Source organism: Salinibacterium sp. TMP30, assembly GCF_038397785.1.
GTDB lineage: Bacteria > Actinomycetota > Actinomycetes > Actinomycetales > Microbacteriaceae > Rhodoglobus.
On the sequence record NZ_CP151642.1, the window covers coordinates 1785264 to 1803391 of the forward strand.

General features: G+C 61.1%; 17 protein-coding genes and 1 tRNA gene. 12 read left to right on the forward strand and 6 right to left on the reverse strand.

Translation table 11 applies throughout. The features are described from left to right. Nucleotides 1-5: 5 nt before the first annotated feature. The gene (argS, locus tag AADH44_RS08675) at nucleotides 6-1667 is read right to left on the reverse strand and encodes an arginine--tRNA ligase (protein ID WP_341952380.1); all 1662 of its coding nucleotides are present in this window, start codon (nucleotides 1665-1667) and stop codon (nucleotides 6-8) included. A gap of 133 nt (nucleotides 1668-1800) precedes the next feature. Here argS and AADH44_RS08680 point away from each other — a divergent pair, with 133 nt between their 5' ends. Then, the gene (locus AADH44_RS08680; protein ID WP_341952382.1) at nucleotides 1801-2385 is read left to right on the forward strand and encodes an arginyl-tRNA synthetase; all 585 of its coding nucleotides are present in this window, start codon (nucleotides 1801-1803) and stop codon (nucleotides 2383-2385) included. Between the two features lie 40 nt (nucleotides 2386-2425). Here AADH44_RS08680 and AADH44_RS08685 read toward each other — a convergent pair whose 3' ends face one another. Continuing rightward, complete coding sequence (locus AADH44_RS08685) at nucleotides 2426-3220, reverse strand: transglutaminase family protein (RefSeq protein ID WP_341952384.1); 795 nt, start codon at nucleotides 3218-3220, stop codon at nucleotides 2426-2428. Nucleotides 3221-3306: 86 nt separating this feature from the next. Between AADH44_RS08685 and AADH44_RS08690 the strand changes: the two genes are divergently transcribed. Then, nucleotides 3307-3379: transfer RNA gene (locus AADH44_RS08690), tRNA-Arg, on the forward strand. A gap of 70 nt (nucleotides 3380-3449) precedes the next feature. On the opposite strand, the gene AADH44_RS08695 is transcribed toward AADH44_RS08690, so the two are convergent. After that, the gene (locus AADH44_RS08695) at nucleotides 3450-3728 is read right to left on the reverse strand and encodes a hypothetical protein (RefSeq protein ID WP_341952386.1); all 279 of its coding nucleotides are present in this window, start codon (nucleotides 3726-3728) and stop codon (nucleotides 3450-3452) included. 369 nt (nucleotides 3729-4097) lie between these two features. On the opposite strand from AADH44_RS08695, the gene AADH44_RS08700 reads away from it, so the two are divergent. Further along, on the forward strand, nucleotides 4098-4814 hold the full coding sequence (locus AADH44_RS08700; protein ID WP_341954972.1) for an alpha/beta hydrolase: 717 nt from the start codon (nucleotides 4098-4100) through the stop codon (nucleotides 4812-4814). A gap of 74 nt (nucleotides 4815-4888) precedes the next feature. On the opposite strand, the gene AADH44_RS08705 is transcribed toward AADH44_RS08700, so the two are convergent. Beyond that, nucleotides 4889-6325, reverse strand: coding sequence for a helix-turn-helix domain-containing protein (locus tag AADH44_RS08705; protein ID WP_341952388.1), 1437 nt, complete (start codon nucleotides 6323-6325; stop codon nucleotides 4889-4891). 124 nt (nucleotides 6326-6449) lie between these two features. Between AADH44_RS08705 and AADH44_RS08710 the strand changes: the two genes are divergently transcribed. From AADH44_RS08710 to AADH44_RS08750, 9 genes are all read left to right on the forward strand, one after another. Beyond that, nucleotides 6450-8279, forward strand: coding sequence for a phosphoenolpyruvate carboxykinase (GTP) (locus AADH44_RS08710; protein WP_341952390.1), 1830 nt, complete (start codon nucleotides 6450-6452; stop codon nucleotides 8277-8279). A gap of 104 nt (nucleotides 8280-8383) precedes the next feature. After that, the gene (locus tag AADH44_RS08715; RefSeq protein ID WP_341952391.1) at nucleotides 8384-8923 is read left to right on the forward strand and encodes a sigma-70 family RNA polymerase sigma factor; all 540 of its coding nucleotides are present in this window, start codon (nucleotides 8384-8386) and stop codon (nucleotides 8921-8923) included. After that, nucleotides 8916-9653, forward strand: a complete 738-nt coding sequence (locus AADH44_RS08720) for a hypothetical protein (protein WP_341952393.1) — start codon at nucleotides 8916-8918, stop codon at nucleotides 9651-9653. The genes AADH44_RS08715 and AADH44_RS08720 overlap by 8 nt, the downstream gene beginning before the upstream one ends. A 55-nt stretch (nucleotides 9654-9708) precedes the next feature. Continuing rightward, entirely contained in the window at nucleotides 9709-11709 is a 2001-nt protein-coding gene (locus AADH44_RS08725) for a TPM domain-containing protein (RefSeq protein WP_341952395.1), read from the forward strand. Between the two features lie 39 nt (nucleotides 11710-11748). Next, the gene (locus AADH44_RS08730; protein WP_341952396.1) at nucleotides 11749-12486 is read left to right on the forward strand and encodes a PspA/IM30 family protein; all 738 of its coding nucleotides are present in this window, start codon (nucleotides 11749-11751) and stop codon (nucleotides 12484-12486) included. A gap of 21 nt (nucleotides 12487-12507) precedes the next feature. Continuing rightward, nucleotides 12508-13329 carry an arginase family protein gene (locus AADH44_RS08735; RefSeq protein ID WP_341952398.1) on the forward strand — a complete coding sequence of 274 codons (822 nt, stop codon included), beginning with the start codon at nucleotides 12508-12510 and terminating at the stop codon, nucleotides 13327-13329. Between the two features lie 57 nt (nucleotides 13330-13386). Next, complete coding sequence (locus AADH44_RS08740; protein WP_341952399.1) at nucleotides 13387-14187, forward strand: crotonase/enoyl-CoA hydratase family protein; 801 nt, start codon at nucleotides 13387-13389, stop codon at nucleotides 14185-14187. 7 nt (nucleotides 14188-14194) lie between these two features. After that, nucleotides 14195-15607, forward strand: coding sequence for an NAD(P)/FAD-dependent oxidoreductase (locus AADH44_RS08745; RefSeq protein WP_341952400.1), 1413 nt, complete (start codon nucleotides 14195-14197; stop codon nucleotides 15605-15607). A 96-nt stretch (nucleotides 15608-15703) separates the two neighbouring features. Next, a complete protein-coding gene (locus AADH44_RS08750) occupies nucleotides 15704-16132 on the forward strand; it encodes a hypothetical protein (protein ID WP_341952401.1) in 429 nt (142 codons plus the stop codon). Nucleotides 16133-16203: 71 nt separating this feature from the next. Here AADH44_RS08750 and AADH44_RS08755 read toward each other — a convergent pair whose 3' ends face one another. Next, entirely contained in the window at nucleotides 16204-16557 is a 354-nt protein-coding gene (locus tag AADH44_RS08755) for an SIP domain-containing protein (protein ID WP_341952403.1), read from the reverse strand. Between the two features lie 103 nt (nucleotides 16558-16660). Then, nucleotides 16661-18076 (reverse strand): amidase, encoded by a 1416-nt coding sequence (locus AADH44_RS08760; protein ID WP_341952405.1) that lies wholly within the window; start codon nucleotides 18074-18076, stop codon nucleotides 16661-16663. Nucleotides 18077-18128: the final 52 nt, after the last annotated feature.

An 18128-nucleotide genomic window follows, 5' to 3' on the forward strand; every position in this document is an offset into this window, starting at 1 on the left:
GAAACCTACATCCGCTCCGGGGCGCTGACCCCGAGCATCCAAAGACTATTGCGCAGCACCTGACCCACAGCGTCGTTGACCCAGAGGCGCGTGCGGTGCACATCCGATACCTCTTCATCGTTGAGCGGGGTGACACGACACTGGTCGTACCAACGGTGGTAGCTGCCGGCGAGTTCTTCCGCATAACGGGCAATCCGGTGCGGTTCGCGCAATTCGGCTGCTTGCGCGACAATACGGGGGAACTCGGCGAGCACACCCAACAGGATACTTTCGGTTTCGTTCGTCAGCAGCGAGGCATCGAAGACACCGCGATCCACACCAGACTCCCCCGCATTGCGGGCAACGCTGTGCGTTCGCGCGTGGGCGTACTGCACATAGAAGACGGGGTTATCGTTCGTGCGCTTCTGCAGCACTTCGGGGTCGAGGGTGAGCGGCGAGTCAGCGGGGTAGCGTCCGAGCGAGTAGCGCAGCGCATCCGTTCCGAGCCAGTCGCGCAGGTCGTTGAGTTCGATGATGTTGCCCGCTCGCTTCGACAGTCGGGCACCGTTAATGCTCACCAGTTGACCGATCAACACCTCAATGTCTTTGGCGGGATCGTCACCGGCAGCACCGGCAAGCGCCTTCAGTCGGTGTACGTAGCCGTGGTGGTCAGCACCAAGCAGATAAATCTTGTGGGCAAAGCCACGATCACCCTTGCTCAAGTAGTAGGCGGCGTCGGCCGCGAAATACGTGTAGATGCCATTACCGCGCTTGATGACACGGTCTTTATCGTCGCCAAAATCGGTCGTCGTGACCCACACCGCATCATCGATATCGGCGACGTGCCCTTGAGCGCGCAATCGCTCAACAGCCTCATCGATCGCGCTCTTGCCGTCATCATTCGTGGCATGAAGGGAACGCTCGCTGAACCACACATCGAAGTGCACGTTGAAGTCGGCAAGAGATTTCTTGATCTCGCCCAACTGGAGTTCGTAACCACGCTCACGGGCAACAGCGATTGCGGCATCATGGTCGAGTTCAAGCAGTTCAGGATTCGACGCAAGAACACCCCTGGCGAGCTCAGCGATGTAATCGCCAGGGTAACCATTCTCCGGAGTCGGTTCGCCCTTCGCCGCAGCCAAAATCGAGGCGGCAAAGTTGCCCATCTGATTGCCGGCATCATTAATGTAGAACTCACTGACAAGCTCAGCACCCGCACTTTTCAGAACGCGCGCCAGCGAATCACCTAGCGCAGCCCAGCGAGTGTGGCCAATATGCAACGGGCCTGTCGGGTTTGCCGAAACGAACTCCAAGTTAATGGTCTGACCCGCGAGCGAATCGTTGCGACCGTATGCCTCACCCTCCTCGACGATCGTCTTCGCAAGTGCACCAGCGGCAGCGGCATCCAGCGTTATGTTAATGAAGCCGGGGCCCGCAACATCTACCGCGGCGATGCCGTCAATGATGCGAACCTGCTCGGCAATTTCGGTGGCCAGCTCGCGCGGGTTTGCGCCCAGCGGCTTCGCCAGCTTCATAGCGATATTGGATGCCCAATCACCGTGATCGCGATTGCGGGGTCGCTCTAACACCAGATCGTTCACGGTCAGGCCCAGATCGGGCGTGCCGCGGTCAGCCGCAATGCGGATGACAACAGAAAGCAGGGTGGCAGAAAGATCGGCAGGATTCACAGCATCAAGCGTACTGTGCGGTCGCTGAAGTTCTGTTCGGGATGGGGCGGCCCTGCTCAGGATAGGCGGCACGGTTCGCAACTTCGCCGGGTCACTGCACGTCTTTGCCGGTGCAGGTCGCGAGAATAGGACTATGGCTCTTCCACTTCGCGTTCTTCCTGCAGTTATCGCACTCAGCGCATCCGCTCTTCTGCTGACCGCGTGTGTACCCGCAGAGCCCGACCCGACGGGGCCGAACCCAACGCGCACGATTGACCCATCGAGCACTCCCTTTGCTACCCCAGAGCCCACGAGTTCCGCAACGAGCGACCCCCAGGCGACTGCCGTTGATGTGGCCTGCACTGACCTGATCACGCCGCAAGCAATGTATGACTTCAACCCCAACTTCTTGCTGCTGAACAGCTTCACCCCGGCTTCGGGCTCACCTGCTGCGACCGCTCTTGCCTCGAAGGGTGTTGCTTGCCGTTGGGAAAACTCCACGAGCGGGGTAACGATCGACGTGTCGGTTGCTAAGCCAGCGCCGAACACGCTCGATGGGCTCAAGTCGACTGCGGGCAGCTCTGCGGATAGTTTTGACGGCTACTTTGCCGTGGCGGGCGGAACCGGCACTGCGCAGGTATTTAGCGGTGCCTACTGGGCAACCCTCAGTTCGAAGGCATTCTTCGAAGCCGGAGATGCTGTCGATCTGGTCGCAGACGTGCGCTCAGCCCTCAAGTGACGAGTCGCTCGCGGCTCCGCAGAATCGAGCTCTTCGTCAATCAGGGAAGCTGTACCGGCGAACGATGGTCGTCGTTCGGAAGCACATCGGCCGTCGCAGTGATCACAAGATTCTGCAAGAAGAGGTCGGCCCAGTGGTTGGTGAGGAACGCAACATCTGCGGCATCCCGACCCGTCGCAATGCGCACGAGCGACTGGCGCGGGGCGAGCCCCGTAGAATCAACAATCCACCAGGCCCCCTCTACGTATGCCTCAGCAACCGCGTGAAAATCCATCGGGCTGAGCCCTGGCGCATACACCGAGGCGTAGCGAGCTGGCACGTCTTTTGCCCGGAGCATGGCAATCGTCAGGTGGGCATAATCGCGGCACACACCTCGTCGCGTTAACAGCGAGTGTGCCGCTCCATCAGTGGCCATAGAAACACCCGGGGTGTAGCGAATATTCTGCGAGACCCAGTCGCGCACTGATTGCAGCAACTCGTGGCCGATTTGGGCCGGAAACAGCGAGCGAGCGGTAGGAGTGAGAACGTCAGACTCGCAATAGCGGCTCGGACGCAAATATTCGACCCGGTCAATGGCGCTTAGCGGCGCAGGTTCGGGCGTTGCCTCGACGGTAGCGGCATAGTCCACAACAAGTCGCCCCGGGCCCGCAATGAGCGTGTGCAGCCGGGTTCCGCGCGCATCAACCAACTCGGTTGGGTGCTGGGGTGCGTCATCCAACACGAAATCAAGGGACTCGGATGCTGTGGGCCACGAGGCCGCGACAGCAATGCTGAAGACCATTTCGGTGCGACCGCGAAGGTCAAGTTCTTGGTGGGACGAAACGGTACGCAACATGCCTCGATACTGTCATGGGAAGCTGACACCGACATCAGAACAGCGTGCTAATTGTTGGGGCGATTGCTTGCTAAGCTAGCCTCCTTGCCTTCGTAGCTCAGGGGATAGAGCGCCGGTTTCCGGTACCGTAGGTCGGGGGTTCGATTCCCTCCGGGGGCACTGTTATTTCGGGCCCGGCAGCAGATACAGACTCTCTGCCGGCGAAGTTTTTCTCGGCATCCCCCCGCGTCTATTCCTCGACCACAATTCCTAGGTGGTTAGCGAGGAGAGGGGCCAGTCCAGCGAGTTGATACGAGTTGATGGTGGTGCCTTCAAGGTGTGCGACACCGGAGAGCTGGCGTAGCGCTAGCGATCGAAGATCGACGTTAGTGAGAACAGAGCGCGTGAGATCGAGGGTGTTGATCTGGGTGTTCTCGAACCAGACACGGTTTATAGTGGCTGTGCCGAGATCAAGCTCATCGATGCGGCAGTCGTCGAAGACAACATCCTGAAGGTGTGCCCCTCGCAAGTTGAGGTAGCCGACGCGGCAATGGGTGAAACGGACAGATTTTTACATTGACTCATAAAATTCGGCAGAGCCCAGCCGAGATCCTTCAACGTTGACGTCACGAAAATCGAGCGAGGAGCGCCGAAGATTGGCGCAGTGAGCCGGCAGAACCGAGTTTCGACGAGAGGTGCAGCCGTCAAAGTTTTTTTAGCCATGCAATCAGTTGCTTCCTGAAGTGTTAATTAGGTTGAGGTTTCGACGCTAGCCCAGACTCCTGATGCTCCCTCCCACTATTATTTGGGGATGTGGCAACCAGCGAAGCAGCACGAAAAACCCGGTCTGGACCACGAGGAACAGACCCTCCGCGACGGCGATTTGGTTTTCCGTGCAATGCGGTCCTCCGGCCCGCCAAGCACCGGGCGACCTCCGTTCGTCTTGATTCATGGGATCGGCATGTCGCATCGTTACCTCACGCGCCTTCATAACGTGCTCTCGGAGATGGACGAGGTTTACTCCATTGACTTGCCCGGATTCGGCGGTCTCCCGAAACCAGCTAAATCTCTGGGGGTCCCGGAGATGGCACGAGCCCTCGGGCGGGTATTGGACCGGCTCGGAATCGAGCAGGCTGTCCTGGTTGGACACTCCATGGGCACCCAGTGGGTCGTCGAGCTCGCCGCACAGCGACCAGAGCTCGCGACGCACGTCGCCGCTGTCGGCCCCGTTGTTGACGATACTCACCGCTCGATTTTCACCCAAACAGTCGCCCTCGGTGTTGATGCGCTCGGCGAGCCGACGAGCGCCAACCTGCTGGCATTCACCGACTTCCTTCGCTGCGGTCCATCGTGGTTCCTTACTCAAGCAGGACAGATGGTCGCTTACCCGATCGAGGACCGCGTTCCGGGACTCCTGATGCCCCTCCTGCTCCTGCGGGGTGGACGTGACCGCGTTGCCGGGATGGACTGGTGCCGGCGACTTCGAGGTGACGCACGCTCAGTCACGCTCGTGACAGTCCCCGGCCATCAACACTTTGTCCAACGCACCGCGCCCAGGGCAGTTGCATCCGCCCTCCATGCCTTCACGCGCAAGGATGCTCCGCCCGCCAGCTGAAGCATGGATGACCGGGAACACCGCAGCACCGTCACGCTGATGAACGCGAGTTGCCCACCATTTCGCCACGCTGCTTAGTGCGCGTCGATCGAATGCAGCTCCAAAAACTCGTAAAGTTCGCGGTCGTCAACGCCGGGGAAAGTTCCTGACGGCAGCGGCGACAGGATGTGGGCGTGCAGCTTGGCGCTCGACCATGCATTGCCCGACCACCGGTCGCGCAAAACATCTTCGGGCTTGCGGCAGCACGTCTCATCGGGGCACGTGGACGCTCGACGGTTGTCGGTCGCGCGCCCGCGGAACCATTTGGAGTGCGAGAAAGGCACGCCGATGGTGATGGAGAACTCTTCGGCATCCGTGGTTCCCGTCTGGGTGGATTCGAAGAAGCTGCCCTCGGGGGTGTCGGTGTACTGGTAGAACTCCGTGGTGCGGTTGGTGCGCGTGAATGCGGTTCGAGCGCTCCAATTGCGGCACACAAACTGCCCCTCGGCTGAGCCAGTAACATCCACCGGCAAACGCAGGCCATCATTTTCGTACGCCTTGTAGACAGCGCCGTCGTCACCCACACGCAAAAAATGGGTCTCAAGGTCAAGGTGCGAGGTCGCAAGGTTAGTGAAGCGTAACGCTGCCGCCTCGTGGGTGACACCAAACGCATCCCGAAAGTCTTCAACCGCAATATTGCGCTGCGTTTTGGCGTCGCTCAAGAACTCAACCGACTGCTTCAATGGCATCAGGACGGCCGCCGCGAAGTAGTTAATCTCCAGACGCTGATGCAAAAACTCGGCGTAGCTGGTGGGTTCGGTGTGCCCGAGAACACGATGTGCCATCGCCTGAAGGGCCATCGACCGCAAGCCGTGTCCACCAGGAATCGATGCAGGCGGCAAGTAGATGCGCCCGTGCTTGAGGTCGGTAACCGAACGCGCCGAATGCGGCAGATCGTGCACATGCACCAGCTCGAAGCCCAAGGACTCTGCCATCAAACTCACGGCGCGGTGGGTGAGCGCCCCGGTGGTGTGGTTGCCGGCGAGAGTCAACTTTTCGGCTTCTCGTTCGAGATCGGGTAGGTAGTTATCGAGGGTGCGCATCTGCTGACGCAATTCGGTATTGGCTCGACGAGCTTCTTCAGGCGTCGCGATCGCCTGGCGCGAACGCGTAGCGAGTTCATGATGCAACCCAACTATCGCTTCAAGGGTCTCGTCAGGGATCCCCTTCGACGGGCGAATCTTGGGCAAGCCGAGCGCTGCATAGATCGTGCTGCGTTGCACCCGATCCAACTCAATCTCTAGTGCCGCACGTTTAGTGGGCGGGGCTTCGTCGAGCAGATCAGCCAATTGGATGTCCGTGGCCGAAGCAATCGCCGAAAGCAAGGTCAGTCGAGGCTCACGACGTCCGTTTTCCATCAGCGAAAGCTGACTGCCAGCAACCCCCACGCGATCTCCCAGTTGGTCGAGAGTGAATCCCGCCGTCGTGCGGAAGTGCCGGATGCGTTGTCCCAAAGTCACAAGATCATTCACAGGTTCACTATAACTAAAGAACGCAGATTCTTTTCACACTAATCTCGAGCAACGTACAGAAAAGTGCGTGATCATCGAATAAGAACAGTTTTTTCAGCACCACAGAAACCAGCGGAAGGTAGAAATGAGCATCGCCGAGATGACAAAGACCCACTTCTCCGCACCCGACGGAACCCACCCCAGCGTCATCGCTTGGGTGGAAGAGATCGCCACCCTTACACAGCCCGATGAGGTTGTCTGGTGCACCGGCAGCGCCGAAGAAGCCGACCAGATTGCCGACCTCATGGTCGAAGCCGGAACGCTCACGCGCCTCAACGATGAGTACCGCCCTCACAGCTTCCTCGCTCGCAGTGATCCCAGTGATGTCGCTCGCGTCGAATCACGCACCTTCATCTGTTCCGCCAATGAGAGCGATGCCGGCCCTTCCAACAACTGGGCTGCTCCCGCAGAAATGCGCACCACTCTCGACGGACTCTTCGCAGGCAGCATGCGCGGTCGCCGGATGTTCGTCGTTCCGTTCTCGATGGGCCCGCTCGGTTCTCCACTCGCCAAAATTGGGGTTCAAGTCACCGACTCCCCCTACGTCGTCTTGAGCATGGGCATCATGACGCGCATGGGAACCGCCGTTCTCGAATCGATTGATGACTCCACTGAATGGGTGCGCGCCATCCACAGCGTTGGGGCCCCACTCGCTGCCAACGACACCGATGTGCCGTGGCCATGCAACCAGACCAAATACATCAGCCATTTCCCGGAAACTCGCGAAATCTGGTCGTTTGGTTCTGCCTACGGCGGAAACGCGATTCTCGCCAAAAAGTCGTTCGCTCTTCGTATCGCCTCGGTGATTGCTCGTGACGAAGGATGGCTCGCTGAGCACATGCTTCTGCTCAAACTCACCAACCCGCGCGGTCGTGTCTTCCACATTGCGGCAGCGTTCCCCAGCGCGTGTGGCAAAACGAATCTCGCGATGATCAAGCCCACCATTCCCGGGTGGAAAGCCGAGACGATTGGTGACGACATCGCGTGGCTCGGCAAGGGAGCTGATGGGCGACTCCGCGCCATCAACCCCGAAGCAGGCTTCTTCGGCGTAGCCCCAGGAACCGGCTACAGCACCAACGAGACCGCAATGGACACCATCTGGGGCCACACGGTCTTCACCAATGTCGCGCTCAAAGACAACGGCGACGTGTGGTGGGAAGGTATGACAGATGAGGCTCCTGAGCACCTCATCGACTGGCAGGGAAACGACTGGTCGCCAGAATCTGGCAGCCCGTCGTCACACGCCAACTCACGTTTTACTGTGGCAGCAGCACAATGCCCCACCATCGCAGATGACTGGGAGTCACCACAGGGCGTCGTCATTGACGCAATAATCTTCGGCGGTCGCCGCGCGACCAACGTGCCGCTAGTGGTGGAGGCACGAGATTGGGAGCATGGCGTCTACCTGGGCGCCACTATCTCATCTGAGCGGACGGCGGCTGCCGAAGGCACCATTGGCGAACTACGGCGTGACCCGTTTGCCATGATGCCTTTCTGCGGATACAACATGGCCGATCACTGGGCACACTGGCTCTCCGTCGGTCAAGATCTGCGCACCTCGGGCACAGTTCCTCGCATCTTCCAGGTGAACTGGTTCCGCAAGGGCCCCGATGGATCCTTTCTCTGGCCCGGCTTTGGTGAGAACTCGCGCGTTCTTGAATGGATTCTTGAGCGGGTTGACGGCAAAGTCGCTGCCCGGGACAGTGCCCTCGGATTGCTCCCCCGCGACGGGGAACTCAACATCGACGGCCTTGAGCTCAGCGATGAGACCATGCAGCAGCTGTTCGCGATCGACACCGACTCGTGGAAAGCAGAAGCGGCATCCACTGAGGAATTTTTCGCCACGTTCGACGGGCGCGTTCCGGCAGCGGTAACCCGCCAACTTGAGCACCTCAAAGTGCGCCTCAACGCCTAACCAACGAAACCGCCTCGCCGTTCGTCTTTACTAGTGTGACCACAATTGCGCTAACTGTGGGCCATTCCTCGGCCACAATAGAGACAACGGCGAGGAGGGGCTCAGTGGCTGAGACCGAAAACACCCCTGCCCGCTGGGAAGACGTGGTCACGCAACTCGTTGCTGAGCGAGGCGAAGCCTTGACGCGCTATGCATACCTGATCTCCGGCAACCGTGAAGACGCCTCCGACCTTGTACATGACGCACTCGTCAAGACCTTCGGTCGGCTACGAAACGGGTTTACTATCGCGAGCGCGGAAGCGTATGTACGAAAGGCGATCCTCAATACCTACCTCGACCGCGGGCGACGCATCAGCCGCTGGCGCAAAATCGCCCACCTCGCTGTTGAACCCGAGATGCTGCAATCACCGGATGCCGACACCGAAATCCGGCTCGATCTGCAGTCTCAACTGATGAAGCTGCGACCGCGCGAACGTGCCTGCTTGGTTCTGCGATACTACGAAGACCTCAAAGTGGATGACATCGCCGATACACTGCAGATCAGCTCTGGAGCGGTGAAACGCTACTTGAGTGATGCTCTAGCCCGAATGGCGGTGGGACTCGATCGCACCGAGCCACACGACCTCGGGGGCGACCATGGTTGACGAATCCGACATCCGCTCTCACCTAGTTGACGCGGAAACTCCAGCGATTGCGATCAACACTGACGCGATAATTTCACGCAGCAAGGCTCGACGTCGGCCACGTCAGCTTGCCGTGGGTGCGGTGAGCGTTCTTGCGGCGGCATCCCTCGTTTTCGCCGGAGTGAACACGTTCCCACGCACCGGCGATCTCACTACAGCGGGCAGCATGGCAGACGAATCGAGCACTCGTATGGACAGCGATGCGGGCGCAGACAATGCTGAGTCGTACCTCGCACCAGATGCCGTCATGGACAGGGAAACCTGCGGGGCGATCATCCCCAGCCAGGCGGCGTCACCCTATGGCCTTGCTCTTGAGCTTGACCTTCCTGGCCCGGTGACGGCATCCGGTAGCGCCTTCGGAACAGTTCGACTCACGAACACATCGGATGTCGCAGTAACGGGAACGACAGCGTCGGTGCCCGACGTGAATCTGACCCGAGACTCGGTCTCGATTTCGCATAGCCCCGACGCTCAGATTTTGTCGGTCATCCCTGTCAACCTCCAGCCCGGCCAGAGCATCGAATTTGCCGTTTCGCTTGCAATCTACGACTGCACGACCATCGACACCGGCGGCATGGTCGAGCCCGGCATCTACACGGCAAGCACGTCGCTTGCCTTCGTTCCGTCAGACCCCGAGATCGGCGAGGCTGCCGGAGTGCGCAGCTCACCGTCGACCATTGTTCTGCAGTAACGACAGCTCGCTTCGCTAGACTCCTCGTGTCACTTTCGTCGACGAAGGAGCATCCGTGAAGGCTCGACTGGTCACCGTATGTGCGATCGCTGCGGCATTCGCTGTGATGACCGCGACCCCGGCGCTTGCCGATGATCCCGTGCGGCTTGACGGGCAGTACGTTGCCGACACAACGGGCGTTCTTGGCGGCAGCGCAGTCGAGGTCGACGCGGCACTCAACTCGCTTTATGAGCGGGCCGGCATCCAGCTGTTCGTCGTATACGTCGACGCGTTCACGAACCCCGAGTCCCCGATTGATTGGGCGGATACCACGGCTGAGGCTAATGGGCTCGGCACCGACGATCTTCTGCTTGCTGTGGCGGTTGGCCAGCGGCAGTACGCGCTGTCGGTTGCTCCCGACGCTTCGGTGTCGGATGCGCAGCTGGATGCCGCGGAGAGCGCCATCGAGGCAGAACTGCGCAACGATAACTGGGCCCAGGCTGCCATCGCGGGCGCAGATTCGCTTGGTGCTGCTTCGACATCGTCGGGCGGCGGTCTGCCTCTGCTACCGATTCTCGGAGGTGCTGCACTGCTCGGTGTGGGTGTCTACGCCATTTATCGAGTGCGGCGTCGCAGTCGCACGGGAGACAGTGGAGAGCCAGCGGAAAGCGTTTCGCAGGAGGAACTTGACCGTCGCGCCGGTAGCGCGCTCGTGGAACTGGATGATGCCCTCAAGACGAGCGAGCAGGAACTGAGTTTCGCTGTTGCCCAGTTCGGCAGCGCGGCAACGGCCGACTTTGAGGCGTCACTTGCGGAGGCCAACACCACGGTTGCGCAGGCATTTCGCCTCCGACAGAAGCTCGACGATAGCGAGCCAGAATCTGCAGAGCAGAAGCGCACGATGACGATGGAGATCATCCAGTTGTGCAAGCACGCTGATGAGTTGTTGGATGCTCAGGCCGAAGCCTTCGACCAGCTGCGGCAGCTCGAAACTAATGCCCCCGCAGCCCTCGCCGAGACCACGGCGTTGATCGCAACTGCGAGCGAGAGAGCCCCCGTGGCGGAGAGCGCCCTGAGCGCTTTGACCACTCGCTATGCTCCGTCTGCGCTCAATTCGGTGTCGGAGAATGGTGAGCGCGCTCGCGCCCTGCTCTCGGCCGCAGCGGAGTCGTCAACGACCGCGAGTACAGCGATCGCGGCCCAGAAGCCCGGCGACGCAGCAGTCGCCATACGCACGGCACAAGCACAACTCGGCCAATCGATTCAGCTCATGGATGCCGTGGATTCGCTCACAACCCAGCTGCAGTCGGCCGAAGGCAAGCTTGCTGCCGCAATCGCTGACACCGCGGGCGACATTGCCGCCGCGCGCGCGCTGCCCCGCGACGACACCACTGGATCGTTGCAGCCGCAGATCGTGGCTGCCGAATCGGCTCTCGCCGCGGCGCAGGCGAACGTGAGCGATCCGATCGCGAGCTTGAGCGCTCTCGGCGCTGCGAATGCTGCCCTCGAGACGGTCTTTATTGGGGTGCGTGATCAGCAGGCTGCAGTCGCGCAAGCGGCAACACAGTTGACTGCGGCTCTTGCCGGAGCACAGTCACGGATCACCACGACGGCGCAGTTCATTACGACTCGTCGCGGCGGTGTTGGTTCCGAAGCGCGAACGAGAATTAGCGAAGCAGACCGCCAGCTGAAGCAGGCGCTCGCCCTGCAGACATCCGATCCGGTTACGGCCCTGACACATGCACGACAGGCCGATCAACTGGCCGCTACCGCATTCGAGCTCGCCCAGCGCGATGTCTCGCAGTTCTCGGTCGGCGGCGCTGCCGGTTCGGGAATGGGTGGACTGGGCGGCCTCGGTGGTTTCGGGGGCACCGGTGGTGGCTCTGGTGGAGATCTGCTCGGCGGATTGATCGGTGGCCTCATTGGGAGCAGTCTGGGTTCGCGATCGTCTCGGTCTGGCCAAAGCTCCTCGTGGGGCGGCGGCTCGTGGGGCGGTGGCTCGGGATCGCGCAGTTCTCGCTCTGGCGGAAGTTCTGGTCGCAGTGGTGGTGGCCGCAGTCGCGGCGGTAGATTCTAAGTACGGTTTGCTCGAGAAAATTTACGAAAGGCATGTCGCATGGCAAAGCAGTCGATCCTCGGACGCATCTCACAACTTCTGAAGGCGAACATCAACTCGATTCTCGACCAGGCTGAGGATCCGCAATTGATGCTCGACCAGCTTGTACGTGATTACACCAGTTCCATTGCGGATGCGGAGAGCGCTGTTGCTCAAACTATCGGCAATTTGCGGCTCATGGAGCAGGATCACACCGAAGACAGGAACGCGGCAGCCGACTGGGGCCGCAAAGCTTTGGCGGCCAGCAACAAGGCCGACGAGCTGCGCGCGGCAGGCAACTCTGCCGACGCCGATAAGTTCGACAACCTCGCGAAAATCGCGATCGGTCGTCAGGTCTCCTCGGAGAACGAAGCTCGCGCCGCAGCACCCACGATTGCCTCGCAGACCAAGGTTGTCGACCAGCTCAAGAGCGGTCTCGATGGCATGCGGGCAAAACTCAGCGAACTCACCGCGAAGCGCGACGAACTCGTTGCGCGCTCAAAGACTGTCGAAGCTCAGACTCAAGTTCACGATGCTCTCAAGTCAATCGACCTCCTCGATCCCACGAGCGACCTCAGTCGCTTCGGAGACAAGATTCGGCGCGAAGAGGCGAAGGTTCTTGGGCAGCAGGAGTTGGCGGCATCCAGCCTTGACGCACAGTTTGAGGGTCTCGAAGACTTGGGCAAGCAGGGCGAAGTTGAGGCACGCTTGGCGGCACTCAAGTCGGGCGGCACGAAGGCCGTTACGGCAGGCGAGTAGTTCGCGCGCGGAATCCAAAGAATGACAATCAACTACGTCGTCGTTCCACAGTGGCAAGGTTCCGGGTCTTCCCGAGCAATGCAACTCGTGGATGGTGCCGAGGCGATTCGGGGCGACCTTCCCTCCGCGTCGACTCGCACGGTAGACGTCCCGCTTGAAGCGGGTGACCACCAAGGGACCGGCGTGCACCGGTTGAGCTCGCTGCTTCTCGTAAGGGAGCGAACTCGTCACACCTACGCGGCTGACCCTGCCATCCATGTGACGATCGGCGGAGATTGCGGCGTTGAACTGGCTGCCATTGAGCATGTCAGCCCCAGCGCGCCTGCAGTGGTCTGGATTGACGCGCACCCCGACCTGCACACGCCAGAATCGAGCGCGTCTGGTGCGTTTAACGGGATGGTGCTGCGCACCCTGCTCGGTGAGGGCCCTGCGGTGCTCGTGCCCGAGCATGCACTCACTGCAGATCATCTGATTCTCGCGGGCGTGCGCTCAGCCGATCCCGAAGAAGATGCCTACATTCAGGATGCTGGCATCCGCTCAATCGGCGTGATCGAATTCTCTGCCGACGCGCTCCTCGAAGCAATCGCCGCAACAGGCGCAGACTCCGTCTACTTGCACATCGACCTCGATGTGCTCGACCCCGCCGACTTTGCGGGGCTCGGATCGCCAGTACCGTTCGGGATTTCGCCCACACTTCTCGCAGAAACGATCCGGGCGGTGGTTGCGAAATACCCTCTCGCTGGGGCCGGAATCACCGAGTTTGCTCCGGCATCCATCACCCAGGCAGCGGATGATCTGCCTACCATTTTGAGGTTGATCGGCGCCATTACCTCGGCACGGTGATGCACTGATCGTTCAGAATCTGGCGACGCGTCAGCGCTTGCGCCGTAGTCTGGGAACATGACTGACACCAGCACAAGTTCCGCAAAGATTACGCTCGAACGGGACGGTCACGTTCTGCTCATCGGTCTGAATAGGGTCGACAAACGTAACGCCGCCGACCTCGAACTGCTTTCGCAGCTTGCTCTTGCCTACGGCGAGCTTGAGCGTGATCCCGAGCTACGCGCTGGTTTCGTTTTCGCGCACGGTGACCACTTCACTGGCGGCCTTGACTTGGCCGACATCGGGCCGCGAATCGGCGCCGATGGGCTCGATATGGTGCCCGAGGGCGGAATCAACCCCTGGCAAGTCTCGGGCCAAAAACTCTCCAAGCCCGTCGTGATCGCCGTTCAGGGAACCTGTCTTACTCTCGGAATTGAGCTCATCTTGGCCAGCGATATCGCTATCGCCGCCGATTCGAGTGTCTTCGGCCAGGTAGAAGTGTCTCGCGGCATCTTGCCCTTCGGGGGAGCAACAATTCGGTTCCCGCGTCAAGTGGGCTGGTCGAACGCGATGCGGTGGATCCTCACCGGCGATAGCTTCGATGCCGCCGAGGCTCACCGCATCGGACTCGTCCAAGAGGTGGTGCCGCATGGCGAACAGTATGCCCGGGGACTTGAGCTCGCCCAGCGCGTAGCCGCCCAAGCGCCACTCGCCGTGCAAGCCGCACTCAAGAATGCCAACATTGCGGTTCGCGATGGCGACGCCGCAGCAGAGGTTGCTCTGCAGCCGGAGCTCGTCGCGCTCGCGCAGAGTGAAGATTCCCGAATCGGAATGCAAGCATTCATGACTCGCACGACCGCATCCTTCATCGGAAAGTAGGGGAACCATGGCTGACAATACGTGGGATGTCATCGTTATCGGCGCTGGCGCTGTGGGCGAGAACGCTGCAGACCGGGCAGTGCAAGGCGGACTGAGCGTCGTTCTGGTTGAGAGCGAGCTCGTTGGCGGCGAGTGCTCCTATTGGGCGTGTATGCCCTCGAAGGCGCTTATCCGCAGCGGGCTCGTACTGCGGGCAGCCGAACGCGTCGGCGGCGCAGCACAGGCCGTCACTGGCGGTATTGATGTTGCCGCACTATTGGCCCGGCGTAACAGTTTCACCAACAACTGGGATGACGCTGGCCAGGTTCGTTGGGTTGAGAAAGCAGGCATCGACCTGCGCCGTGGCCACGCGCGCCTCGACGGCCCCAAACGAGTCACCGTCACTGATGACAATGGCGAGATAACCACGTTGACTGCCAACCATGCTGTGGTCGTCGCCACCGGATCTGACCCTAAGCTGCCTAACATTTCTGGGCTCGTCGATGCACAACCGTGGACACCGCGCGAAGCAACCTCGGTCGAAGAAGTTCCCGAGTCACTTGCCATTATCGGTGGCGGAGTGGTCGGCGTCGAAATGGCGACCGCTTATCGCGACCTCGGTGCCGAAGTGATCCTCTTCGCCCGCAGTGGACTGCTCAACGGTCAAGAGGACTTTGCCGGCGACATGGTTGCGAAAGCGCTCCGAGAGCGCGGCGTCACCATCGTCAAGGCCTCCCCTACGCGCATCAAGCGCACCGCCCACGGGGTCGACATCGATACAGAGACGGAGAGTTTTGCGGCATCCGAAATTTTGGTGGCGACAGGTCGCACCGCTCGCACCAACGACATTGGTCTTCAGAGCGTTGGGCTGACCGCTGGAGACTGGCTCTCGGTTGACGACACGATGCTGGTGTACGACACCGACTGGCTCTACGCCGTTGGCGACGTCAACCACCGCGCACTGCTTACCCACCAGGGCAAGTATCAGGCGCGCGCTGCCGGTGATGTGATTGTCGCCCGCGCGAAGGGTGCACCAGTGGATGACGCCCCGTGGGGCGCGCATGTTGCCACTGCAGACCACGGCGCTGTTCCGCAAGTCACCTTTAGCGACCCCGAAGTTGCGTCGGTGGGCATCATGTCCGAGGATGCCGAGAAGCAGGGCATCGATGTTCAGGTCGTTGACTACAACCTCGGTTGGGTTGCCGGCGCAAGCCTGCAGGCCGACAATTATGAAGGTCAGGCGCGACTCGTTGTCGACCGCGAGCGTCAAGTCATTGTTGGTGCAACCTTTGTCGGTCAGGATGTTGCCGAGCTGCTGCATTCAGCAACGATTGCGATTGTCGGTGAGGTTCCGATCGCACGCCTCTGGCACGCGGTTCCCTCGTACCCCACGATCAGTGAAGTATGGCTGCGACTGCTTGAAGCTATCGGGCGGCCCTAGCCACGCCAGCGGCAGCGGCAGGTGGCAGCAATGGCCGGCAGCAGCCGAGCGATTAAGAGACGGTGAGCAGGCCCACAACATGAACGTTGAGACGACGTGAACACTTCGAGAGGCGCACGGTTGGGGCGCGCGCTCGCCAACGCTGAGCATAATCCGCGGGCACAGCGCGTATTGCTGCACCCGGCACTGACGCGACCCGGTTATTGGTTCGCTACGGCATCCGGCCTGCTGTGGGGTGCGCTGCTGAGCGGGGGCCGGGTGCGCTCACGTGGAGGCGTGTTAGTCGCGTCGCCACTGCCTAAGTGGGCGTTTGGCCGCGGCGGCACGACGATTGGCGCTGTCTTTCTGACGGGCGACAATGCGAGTGACTCTGTGCTCGAACATGAGGCTGTGCATCGTGCACAGTGGCGACGCTACGGGTTGTGGTTTATTCCGCTGTATTTGCTCGCCGGGCAAGACCCGCTGGCCAATCGCTTCGAGATCGAAGCGGGGCTTGAGTTGGGCGGGTACGTTGGGGGCCGGTAGGCGCGCTCACCGCGCACAGCGCGCACAGCACGCACAGCACGCACAGCACGCACAGCACGCTCACCGAAAAACTAGTTGGAGCTGAGCAGTCGCGCGGGGCCCTGATGGGCAACCCAGGCATAAACGGTACTTTCACCGAAGGCGCTGACAGGGAGCATTTCGCTCAACCACGCATCTACGGAACGCGTGACGCTTTGGCCGCGTTCTCGCAGCAACCAGCAGACACCGAAACGGCCGGGAGCCGCAAGCTGCTGAATCTGGTCTGCGCTGTCGACCTCAATGAACACTTGGCCGCGTGAACGGGCTGGGAGGCTCGAGAGTATCAGAGATATCGTGTCGATCGAAGTCTCGTCTCCCGCGAGCAGCACGCGGTCAGCCGACTGGGGATTCCAGGCGATCTGCGGGGTGAAGAGTTCGGGAAACATTGACTCCAGTATAGGCATGCCTTACCTAAATTGAGCACCTCTCTGGGCGTACTCCAAGCACCGAATTCTCTTGCTTCACTCGGCGGAAACGCTGCCAGCCGTCCTACGCCCGAAATGCTGCCGGATGCCGCGAGCTCCACTGCAAGCGTCGCTCAAGTTGCGCGCCAATTGCCAGCAGCACGTCTTCACGCCCTGGCCGCCCGATCAGCTGCACCCCCATTGGTAGTCCTTCGGCGGTTTCATGCACCGGGAGGCTGATCGCGGGTAGGCCCGAAACGTTTACGAAACTCGTCCACGGGGTGTATTGCACTTGCCTGGCAAAATTCTCGAAGGCATCCTCGGCGTGGAACCAGCCGAGCGGGCGCGGCGTCATCGCCATGGCCGGGGTCAGCACGGCATCGTAGGAGGAGAACTGGCGGATGACGCTGCGCTCGAACCGCGAGAGCGTTGCGATAGCGACGCCGACGTCGCGGGCGCTCATCCGGCGTCCACTCTCGATGAGCCATTTCGTGAGGGGTTCCACGAGCTCGAGTTGTTCGCCGTCGAGGGGGATTCCGGCGGCTCCCGCTTGCCACAGCACTGTGAAGGCTTCGGCGTATTCGGGTGAGGCTGTTAGTGCGAGGTCTTCGGTGCCATGGCCGAGCTGGTCGAGCTCGGTGCGGGCCAGGGTGAGGGCATCCTGCGCTTCGGGTGAAACGCTGATCTCGTAGGCGTCATCCCAGGGCGAGGTCGTCATGACGCCGATGGTGAAGGTGCCTTCTCCTCGGATTGCCGCGTTGAGGAACGCGCCGCCGTCCCAGGTGGGTGGCGCGACCGAGTAGGGGGAGGGGCCCGCGAGCGCGTCAAGGAGGAGCGCAGCATCTGCGACCGTGCGGGCGAGGGGCCCAGCGACCGGTAACTGCCCAAGGCTGCCGAAACCGCTGCCCGAAGGCACGCGACCACGAGAAGGCTTGAGGCCGACAAGGCCGGTGGCTGCGGCGGGAATGCGAATCGAGCCACCACCGTCCGAGCCGGGCGCGAAGGGCAAGAGTCCCGCCGACACTGCAACGGCGGCTCCCCCGCTACTGCCGCCAGCCCCCAGAGTCGTGTTCCACGGGTTACGCGCCGCGGCATCGGAGAGAGGCTCTGTGTAGGCAGGCAATCCAAACTCGGGCGTGGCGGTCTTGCCGAGGCTGATCGCCCCGGCGGCATCCAGCACCTCGACGATTTCGTCGGAGACTTCGGGCACGAAGTCGGCGAAGGCGCGCGATCCATAGGCGGTGCGCACTCCGGCGCGGGCCCACAAGTCTTTCTCGCCCGAGGCCAAGCCCCAGAGAGTGGATGCCCGGCTGCCCAGCGTCTCGAGTTCCGCTGCCCGCTCGCGTGCGGCATCCGGGGTCACAACGGTGAAGGCCCCGAGCTCAGGGTTCAGCCGCTCGATGCGGTCGAGGTAGTGGGCGACGAGTTCGCTCGGGGTCAGCTCCCCCGTGCGCAAGAGGTGAAGTTGTTCGTTCGCGGTGAGGTGATGAAGTTCTGACACGAGTTCAGCCTAAAGAACTTGACAAAACCCCGCCATGCTGGTTGGTTGGTTG

Excerpts from the sequence above, each read along its gene's own strand:
- AADH44_RS08720 (WP_341952393.1), top strand. The coding sequence starts at position 8,916 with ATGGTTGACGAATCCGACATCCGCTCTCACCTAGTTGACGCGGAAACT.
- AADH44_RS08745 (WP_341952400.1), top strand. The coding sequence starts at position 14,195 with ATGGCTGACAATACGTGGGATGTCATCGTTATCGGCGCTGGCGCTGTG.
- AADH44_RS08730 (WP_341952396.1), top strand. The coding sequence starts at position 11,749 with ATGGCAAAGCAGTCGATCCTCGGACGCATCTCACAACTTCTGAAGGCG.
- AADH44_RS08735 (WP_341952398.1), top strand. The coding sequence starts at position 12,508 with ATGACAATCAACTACGTCGTCGTTCCACAGTGGCAAGGTTCCGGGTCT.
- AADH44_RS08755 (WP_341952403.1), bottom strand. The coding sequence starts at position 16,557 with ATGTTTCCCGAACTCTTCACCCCGCAGATCGCCTGGAATCCCCAGTCG.
- AADH44_RS08680 (WP_341952382.1), top strand. The coding sequence starts at position 1,801 with ATGGCTCTTCCACTTCGCGTTCTTCCTGCAGTTATCGCACTCAGCGCA.
- AADH44_RS08685 (WP_341952384.1), bottom strand. The coding sequence starts at position 3,220 with ATGTTGCGTACCGTTTCGTCCCACCAAGAACTTGACCTTCGCGGTCGC.
- AADH44_RS08710 (WP_341952390.1), top strand. The coding sequence starts at position 6,450 with ATGAGCATCGCCGAGATGACAAAGACCCACTTCTCCGCACCCGACGGA.
- AADH44_RS08740 (WP_341952399.1), top strand. The coding sequence starts at position 13,387 with ATGACTGACACCAGCACAAGTTCCGCAAAGATTACGCTCGAACGGGAC.
- AADH44_RS08700 (WP_341954972.1), top strand. The coding sequence starts at position 4,098 with ATGCGGTCCTCCGGCCCGCCAAGCACCGGGCGACCTCCGTTCGTCTTG.